Raw genomic sequence first — 8,217 nt, 5'->3', positions numbered from 1 at the left:
GGCCTCCAGCGCGGCCTGGCCGCTCTGCGCGCGCTGGCCGAGCATCTGGGCGCGCGCCTGCATGGCTTCGCGCGCGGAGGCGCCGGGCGGCAGCGGGGTCTCGGCGGCGAGCTGGCCCTCGAGCCAGGCGACGGGGTCGGCGGGCGGTTCCTCGCCCAGCCGCAGGCCGTAGCCGAAGCGGATCGGGGCGACGTGACGGCGGATCGTCATGCGCCGCAGGGTAGCATGGCGGCGGCCGGCTTTCGCCAGGCGGGATGTGCCGCGGGGTAACGAAGGGTGACGCCGGTGGCCCGGCGGGCTATCGGGTTCAGGCTTCCGGAGGGATCCATGCCGCGCATCCTGGTGCTCTACCACTCCACCTACGGCAATCTGGAGCGCATGGCCGAGGCGATGGCCGAGGGCGCCCGCGCCGAGGGCGCGGAGGTCGCGGTGAAGCGCGTGCCGGAGCTGCTCTCCGCAGAGCAGATGCAGGCGATGGGCGTGAAGCCGGGCAGCGCCCCCGTGGCCGATCCCTCGGAACTGCCGGAGTACGACGCGATCGTCGTCGGCACGCCGACGCGCTACGGCCGCATGGCCACGCAGATGGCGCATTTCTGGGACCAGACCGGCGCGATCTGGAGCCGCGGCGCATTGGTGGGCAAGGTGGGCGGCGCCTTCACCTCGGCTGCCACCAAGCATGGCGGGCTGGAGGTGACGCTGCTGGCGCTGCACACGCTGCTGCTGCACCACGGCATGGTGGTGGTCGGCCTGCCCTATCCGCAGCCCGGCGAGGTGCGGCCGGAGGAGATCGCGGGGATGAGCCCCTGCGGCGCCACGACGGTGGCTGGCGCCCGCTACCAGGGCGGCCATGTGGCGCGGATCGCGGCCCGGCTGGCGAGGTAGGAGCTGCCCGGTCCGGCGCGTCCTGCGCCGGGCACAGTGTGGCCATGCGGCCGCGCCGGGCCCGCCTGCGCGCGGAACCGCTTGCAAAAGCGCGTCGGAGAGGGCATCTCCGCGCCGCACATAGCTGATTCGGCACTATCGGGCGGACACCTCGGGCGGCTTGGTTCAAGCCAAGGGCCTGCGGGGACGTCCGCTTTCGTCCATGGAGGCCCATCGTGGCGCGCACCCCGCTCGAGCGTATCCGCAACATCGGCATCACGGCGCATATCGACGCCGGCAAGACCACCACGACCGAGCGGATCCTCTACTACACCGGCAAGTCCCATAAGATCGGCGAGGTGCACGACGGCAACACCACGACCGACTACATGGAGCAGGAGCGCGAGCGGGGGATCACCATCACCTCCGCGGCCGTGACCGCCGTGTGGAAGGACCACCGGATCAACATCATCGACACGCCCGGCCACATCGACTTCAACATCGAGGTGAACCGTTCGCTGCGCGTGCTGGACGGCGCCATCTTCATCATCGAGGGCGTGGCCGGCGTGCAGCCGCAGTCCGAGACCAACTGGCGCCTCGCGGACCGCTACAACGTCCCGCGCATCATCTTCATCAACAAGCTCGACCGCACCGGCGCCGACTTCTACCGCGCCGCTGCAACGCTGACCGAGAAGCTCGGCATCAACTGGGTGACGCTGCAGCTGCCGATCGGCATCGAGGACACCTTCAAGGGCGTCGTCGACCTGATCGAGATGAAGGCGATCGTGTGGAAGGGCGACGAGCTCGGCGCCCAGTACGAGGACGCGCCGATCCCGGACGACCTGAAGGACAAGGCCGTCGAGTTCCGCGCCAAGCTGCTCGACACCGTCGTGGGCGTGGATGAGGCCGCGATGGAGGAATACTTCGAGAAGGGCGACGTCTCGGTCGAGACGCTGAAGCGCTGCATCAAGAAGGGCACGATCTCCGGCGAGTTCCGGCCGGTGCTGTGCGGCACCGCCTTCAAGAACAAGGGCGTGCAGCCGCTGCTCGACGCCGTGCTCGACTACCTGCCCTCCCCGGTGGACATCCCCGGCATCAAGGTGGCGCCCGAGGAAGGCCAGGACGAGACCGCCGACCGGCGCGTCATCCCGGCCGACGAGAACGCGCCCTTCGCCGGCCTGGCGTTCAAGATCATCAACGACAAGTACGGCAACCTGACCTTCGTGCGCGTCTATCGCGGCGTGCTGCGCCAGGGCGACATGGTGCAGAACACCACCAAGGGCCACCGCGAGCGCATCGGCCGCATCTTCCAGATGCACGCCGACAAGCGCGAGGAGATCAAGGAGGTCTTCGCCGGTGACATCGCGGCCTTCGTCGGCCTGAAGGACACCGGCACGGGCGATACGCTGGCCTCGAACGACGACCCCGTCGTGCTCGAGCGCATGGCCTTCCCGGTCCCGGTCATCGACATCTCCGTCGAGCCGAAGACCAAGGAGGGCGTCGAGAAGATGACGCTCGGCCTGCAGAAGCTGGCCGGCGAGGACCCCTCGCTGCGCCTGCGCACCGACCAGGAGAGCGGGCAGACCATCCTCTCCGGCATGGGCGAGCTGCACTTGGAGATCATCATCGATCGTCTGAAGCGCGAATACGGCGTGGACGCCAACATCGGCGCCCCGCAGGTCGCCTACCGCGAGACGATCACCAAGCCGCACACCGAGACCTATACCCACAAGAAGCAGTCGGGTGGCTCGGGCCAGTACGCCGAGGTGAAGATCGAGTTCACCCCGCTGGAGCGGAACGAGGGCATCGTCTTCGAGAACGGCGTCGTCGGCGGCTCGGTGCCGAAGGAGTACATCCCGGCGGTCGAGAAGGGCATCAAGGTGCAGGCCGACACGGGCGTGCTCGCCGGCTTCCCGACGGTGGACTTCAAGTACCGCCTGGTGGACGGCAAGTACCACGACGTCGACTCGTCGGCCCTGGCATTCGAGATCGCCGCCAAGGCCTGCTTCCGCGAGGGCATGAAGAAGGCCAGCCCGGTCATCCTCGAGCCGATCATGGACGTGGAGGTCACCACCCCGTCCGACCATGTCGGTGACGTCGTGGGCGACCTGAACCGCCGCCGCGGCGTGATCCAGTCGCAGGACATGGCCGGCACCTCGGTGATCGTGCGGGCGCATGTGCCGCTGAAGGAGATGTTCGGCTACATCTCCAACCTGCGCGGCATGACCAAGGGCCGCGCGAGCTTCTCCATGCAGTTCCACCACTACGATCCGGTGCCGCGCAACGTCGCGGACGAGATCATGAAGAAGAGCGCCTGAGGCTCACGCGCCTCCCGCCCAGGGCGGGAGGCATGTGACGGAGACCGGACGCGGCGCGGGGAGCGATCCCTGCGCCGTTTTCGTTCCACGGAGGCGCCGCTTTCCGGCCGCCATGCTTCGGCAGCATCCTCCCGCCCCCGATGGGATCAGGACGATGTCGCGGCTTTTCCTGGCTGGTGCGCTGGCCCTGCTGGCCCCTGCAACGGCCTACGCGAATTACTGGGTCTATTGCGACAACGGGCGTATCGCCGTGGAGTCCCGCGATCTGCGGCAGATGGAGATCGCCCGCGTATCCGGCTTCTGCCAGTTGGGCCCGCGCTTCGGCTTCCTGTCCGACGCCCAATCCTTCGCGCGCAACAATTTCGGCGACCCGCCGCGCGCCTGCTCCTGCCGCTGAAGCGGCCTCAGCGCCGCATGAAGTGCGGCGCCTGCACCTCCAGCACCACCACATCATCGGCCTGCCGCGCGACCACGTAGCGCAGCTTCACGATGGCCATGTCGGGCTTGCTGCGGCTCGGCCGCACCTCCTCCACGATCACGCGCATCGTGACCGGCGTATCGGGGTCGAGAGGCGCCGGCCAGGCCAGTTGCGCGCCCCCGGCGCCCAGGTTCACCTGGGCGAAGATGCCGCTGCGGATCAGGTGCCCGACCGCAGCCGAGAAGGTGTGCAGCCCGCTGGCGACCAGCCGGCCGAACAGCGAATCGCGCGCGGCCTCCTCCTCCAGGTGGAAGGGCTGCGGGTCGAAGCGGCGCGCGAAGTCCAGCACCTCTTCGCGCGTCAGCACGAAGCCGCCGAGGTCGAATGCCATGCCGGCGGAAAGCTCGTCGGCCGATCGGATCGTGGTCATCGGCCGAGCCTAGCGCCTGATCCGCGAAGGCGGAATCGCCGACGCGGTGAATCGGTCGCGCGCATCAGCCCTGCAGCGTGATCCGCCGATGTGGATCACGCTGCAGGCGAGGCGACGGCTTGTCGCCGGGACCTGCGCGCGGATAGCCTTCCCCCGCAAGGCGGGAGGACGCGATGCGGCGGCGTGCGATGCTGGCCCTCGGGGCGGGGCTGCCCGTGGCGTCCGTGGCGCGCGCCCAGGGTAGCGCGGCTGCCGCCTGGCCGTCGCGGCCCGTGCGGCTGCTGGTTCCCTTCATCCCGGGCTCGGCGCCCGACGTCATCGCGCGGCAACTCGCCGAGCGGATCGCCCCCGCGCTCGGCCAGCCTGTCGTGGTCGAGAACCGCGGCGGCGCCGGCGGCAACATCGGCTTCGAGGCCGCGGCCCGCGCCGCGCCGGACGGCTACACGCTGCTGCTCGGCACGAATTCCCTGATCATCAACCCCGCGCTCACGCGGCGCAGCCTTGGCTTCGACGCCTTCCGCGACTTCGCGCCGATCACCGTCGCCTTCGCCATGCCGCACCTGCTGATCGTCCCGCCGGGCGGGCCGGACAGCCTGGCCGCGCTGATCGCCTCGCTGCGCGCGCGGCCGGACCAGAACTATGCCTCTGGCGGCAACGGCTCCGGCGCGCATCTGGCGGCCGAGATGTTCAAGGCACGCGCCGGCGTGCAGGCGACACACGTGCCCTTCCGCGGCGCGCCCGACATCGTGAACAACGTGATGAGCGGGCAGGTGCAGCTGGGCTTCCCCACCCTTGCCACCGCGACGGAACTGGTGCGGGCCGGCCGGCTCAAGGCGCTCGGCGTCACCTCCGCCGCGCGCAACCACGCCCTGCCGAACGTCCCGCCCATCGCGGAGACGCTGCCCGGCTTCGACCTGGTCTCCTGGTTCGCCGTGATGGCGCCGGCAGGCACGCCGCCCGCCGTGATCCTTCGGGTGGACGCCGCCGTGCAGGACGCGCTGGCCGATGCCGCCTTCCGTGCCCGGGCCACGGCCGATGGCAGCACGGCGGTCGGCCTGGGCCCGGACCGCTTCGCTGCCTTCCTGCGGCGCGAGGCCGAGATCTGGGGCGAGGCGGTCCGGGTCAGCGGCGCGACGGTGGATTGAGGGGCAGGGGCCGAGATGAAGCTGTCCGATCGGGTTTCCGGGGCGCTGCTGGTGGTGCTGGGCGCCGCGGCCGCGATCTCCGGCTCGCGCCTGCCGGCCGTGCCGGGGCAGGATGTGGGCCCGGCCGTCTTCCCGATGGTGGTGGGCGGCGGGCTGGTGCTGTGCGGCGCGGCGATCGCGCTTGGCATCGGCCATGCCTTCGAGGCGCCGGACGAGGAGGAAGGCGGGCCGCGAGGCCAGTGGTACGGGCTGCGCGCCCTGGTCCCTCCTGCGCTGCTGGTCTTCTACGTGCTCGTGGTGGAACCGCTCGGCTTCCTGCCGACGGCCGCGATCATCGTCGGCGTGGCCTCCGCGGCGCTGGGCGCGGGCTGGCGCCTGGCGCTGCCGCTGGCGCTCGTCGCGCCCTTTGCCGTGCATGCGGTCTTCGCCAAGCTGCTGCGCGTGCCCCTGCCGGACGGCCTGCTGGCGGCGCCGTGGTGAGCCGATGACCCACCTGATCGAAGGCTTCAACCTCGTCGCGCAGCCCGACGTGCTGCTGGCGATCCTGCTGTCCGCCGTCTATGGCCTGGTCGTCGGCTCGCTGCCCGGCCTCTCGGCCACCATGGCGACCGCGCTGCTGGTGCCCTTCACCTTCTACCTCTCGCCGATCGCCGCGGTGGCCACCATCATCACCGCCAGCGCGATGGCGATCTTCTCCGGCGACATCCCGGGGGCGCTGCTGCGCATCCCCGGCACGCCGGCCTCCGCCGCCTATACCGACGAGGCCTATGCCATGACGCGCAAGGGCCAGGCGGAGATGGCGCTCGGCGCCGGGCTCTGGTTCAGCGCCATCGGCGGCATCGTCGGCACGCTGTCGCTGGTGCTGATGGCGCCGCTGCTGGCGGAGATGGCGCTCAACTTCTCCTCCTTCGAGTATTTCTGGCTGGCGCTGCTCGGCCTGATGTGCGCGACGCTCGTCGCGCGCTCCTCCCCGGTGAAGGCCATCGCCTCGATGCTGCTGGGCCTGCTGGTCGCCTGCATCGGCATCGAGAACCCGGCCGGCACGCCGCGCTTCACCTTCGGCCTCACCGACCTGCTCGGCGGGATCGAGGTGATTCCCGCGCTGGTCGGCGTCTTCGCGGTCAGTGAGGTGATGCGCGCCATGCTGACGCCGCCGCCCCCGCCGATCCCGAAGCGACAGTTCGGCTCCATCCTCGCCGGGCAGTGGCAGCTGACGAAGAAGTACCAGTGGCCGATGTGGCGCGGCAACATCGTCGGCATCATCATCGGCGTGCTGCCCGGCGCCGGCGCCGACATGGCGGCCTGGATCAGCTACTCCATGGCCAAGCGCTTCTCGAAGGAGCGCGAGAAGTTCGGCACCGGCCATCCCGAGGGGCTCGTGGAGGCCGGCGCCTCCAACAACGCCTCGCTCGCCTCCGGCTGGGTGCCGTCGCTGCTCTTCGGCATCCCCGGCGACACCATCACCGCCATCGCCATCGGCGTGCTGTACATGAAGGGGCTGAACCCCGGCCCGACGCTGTTCACCGAACGCGCGAGCAGCATGTACGCGCTCTACATCATCTTCATCCTGGCCAATATCATCATGATCCCGCTGGGCATCGTGATGATCCGGCTGGCCAGCCACATCCTGCGCGCGCCGCGCGCGGCGGTGATGCCTGTGATCGTGCTGCTCTGCGCGGTCGGCGCCTTCGCCACCGGCGCCAACCTGTTCTCCGTGCTGCTGGTGGCCGTGTTCGGCTGCCTCGGCTTCGTGATGGAGCGCAACGGCTACCCGGTCGCGGCGATGGTCCTCGGCATCGTCATGGGCTCGATGCTGGAGCAGACCTTCGTCACCTCGCTCATCAAGAGCGACAACAGCGTGCTGCCCTTCTTCGAGCGCCCCGTCGCCTCGGTGCTCGCGGCGCTGACGCTCGGCGCGGCGTCCTGGCCGCTCATCGCCTGGCTCCTGGGCAGGATCCCGGGGCGGCGCGCGGCAGGGTAGCGGCGCACCAGGGTCCAGCGAATAGTTACGAACATCTTGATGGAACTGTTGCGCGAGTTTAACCTCGCCCCGGCCGGTCGGAGTGGGGGACCCTCCGGGCAGGAACGTCGAGAGGAAGCATGGCACTGCGCGCATTCCTCGAAGGCCTCGGTCTCGAACGCCATCTTTCCATCTTCGAGGCCGAGGAGATCGACCTCGACGCGCTGGCGCTGCTGACGGATGCCGATCTCGCCTCGCTCGGCCTCCCGCTCGGCCCGCGGCGGCGCCTGCTGAATGCGCTCGAGGAGCGTCGGCGCCAGCCCGCCCCGATGACGGTGGAGCGGCGCAACCTGACGGTCCTGTTCTGCGACATGGTCGGCTTCTCGACCTATGCGGCGCGCCTCGACCCCGAGGACCTGCGCGCGATGATGCAGCCCTATCTCGACGCCTGCGCACGAGCGATCGCGGCCGAGGGCGGGTTCGTCGCGCAGTATCTCGGTGACGGCGTGATGGGCTATTTCGGCTATCCCACGGCGCAGGAGGATGCGGCGGCGCGCGCCGTCCGCGCGGCGCTCGAGATGGTGCGCGTCGTGCCGACGCTGCCGGTGGAGGGGCCGCCGCTCGCGGCGCGCGTCGGCATCGCCACGGGCCTGACCGTGGTCGGCAACGTGATCGCGGAGGGCGCGGCGGCACAGGATTCGGCGGCGGGCGCCACACCCGCCTTCGCCGCGCGGCTGCAGGCCGCGGCGCCCCCCGGCGGGGTCGTGGTCTCCCACGCCACGCGCCGGCTGCTGGGCGCGCAGTTCGAGCTGCGCTCGCTCGGCCCGATGCGCCACAAGGGCTTCGATGCCGAGGAGGAGGCCTGGCAGGTGCTGGGGGCGGCGCGCGGCGTCACGCGCTTCGCTGCCGCCGCCTCGACCGTCTCGGCCGGCCTCGTCGGACGCGAGGCGGAGCGCGCGGTGCTGGATGCGGCGCTGGCCCAGGCGCGGGGCGGACAGGGCGGCGCCCTGCTGCTGCATGGCGAAGCGGGCATCGGCAAGTCCCGCCTGGCCGCCTCGCTCGCCGAGGCCGTGCCAGGGGCCGTC

Annotated in this window: 8 protein-coding genes and 1 pseudogene; 7 read left to right on the top strand and 2 right to left on the bottom strand. The window is 70.7% G+C overall.

The genetic code is table 11. The features are described from left to right. Positions 1–210: pseudogene (locus OZN99_RS20095) on the bottom strand (hypothetical protein); the annotation flags it as partial. A gap of 117 nt (positions 211–327) precedes the next feature. On the opposite strand from OZN99_RS20095, the gene wrbA reads away from it, so the two are divergent. The 3 genes from wrbA to OZN99_RS20080 all read left to right on the top strand — a co-directional run bounded on the left by wrbA (position 328) and on the right by OZN99_RS20080 (position 3,576). Then, complete coding sequence (gene wrbA, locus OZN99_RS20090) at positions 328–882, top strand: NAD(P)H:quinone oxidoreductase (RefSeq protein WP_270937036.1); 555 nt, start codon at positions 328–330, stop codon at positions 880–882. A 215-nt stretch (positions 883–1,097) separates the two neighbouring features. Further along, positions 1,098–3,179 carry an elongation factor G gene (fusA, locus tag OZN99_RS20085; RefSeq protein ID WP_270937035.1) on the top strand — a complete coding sequence of 694 codons (2,082 nt, stop codon included), beginning with the start codon at positions 1,098–1,100 and terminating at the stop codon, positions 3,177–3,179. 154 nt (positions 3,180–3,333) lie between these two features. Beyond that, on the top strand, positions 3,334–3,576 hold the full coding sequence (locus OZN99_RS20080) for a hypothetical protein (protein ID WP_270937034.1): 243 nt from the start codon (positions 3,334–3,336) through the stop codon (positions 3,574–3,576). Between the two features lie 7 nt (positions 3,577–3,583). Here the strand turns inward: OZN99_RS20080 and OZN99_RS20075 are convergent, their stop codons facing one another. Next, positions 3,584–4,027 carry a MaoC/PaaZ C-terminal domain-containing protein gene (locus OZN99_RS20075; RefSeq protein ID WP_270937033.1) on the bottom strand — a complete coding sequence of 148 codons (444 nt, stop codon included), beginning with the start codon at positions 4,025–4,027 and terminating at the stop codon, positions 3,584–3,586. Positions 4,028–4,200: 173 nt separating this feature from the next. Here OZN99_RS20075 and OZN99_RS20070 point away from each other — a divergent pair, with 173 nt between their 5' ends. The 4 genes from OZN99_RS20070 to OZN99_RS20055 form a co-directional block, all read left to right on the top strand. Continuing rightward, positions 4,201–5,172: a tripartite tricarboxylate transporter substrate binding protein gene (locus OZN99_RS20070; protein ID WP_270937032.1), complete on the top strand. Its 972-nt coding sequence runs from the start codon at positions 4,201–4,203 to the stop codon at positions 5,170–5,172. Between the two features lie 15 nt (positions 5,173–5,187). Beyond that, positions 5,188–5,652, top strand: coding sequence for a tripartite tricarboxylate transporter TctB family protein (locus OZN99_RS20065; RefSeq protein ID WP_270937031.1), 465 nt, complete (start codon positions 5,188–5,190; stop codon positions 5,650–5,652). Between the two features lie 4 nt (positions 5,653–5,656). Continuing rightward, positions 5,657–7,153, top strand: coding sequence for a tripartite tricarboxylate transporter permease (locus OZN99_RS20060; RefSeq protein ID WP_270937030.1), 1,497 nt, complete (start codon positions 5,657–5,659; stop codon positions 7,151–7,153). Between the two features lie 119 nt (positions 7,154–7,272). Beyond that, positions 7,273–8,217: adenylate/guanylate cyclase domain-containing protein (locus OZN99_RS20055; RefSeq protein WP_270937029.1), on the top strand; the 945-nt coding region annotated here is incomplete at its 3' end.

The sequence above is a fragment of the Falsiroseomonas oryzae genome, from assembly GCF_027856955.1.
In the GTDB taxonomy this organism is placed as follows: domain Bacteria; phylum Pseudomonadota; class Alphaproteobacteria; order Acetobacterales; family Acetobacteraceae; genus Falsiroseomonas; species Falsiroseomonas oryzae.
The sequence above is the reverse complement of the archived record's forward strand: the minus strand, read 5'-3'. Positions and strand labels throughout refer to the sequence as shown.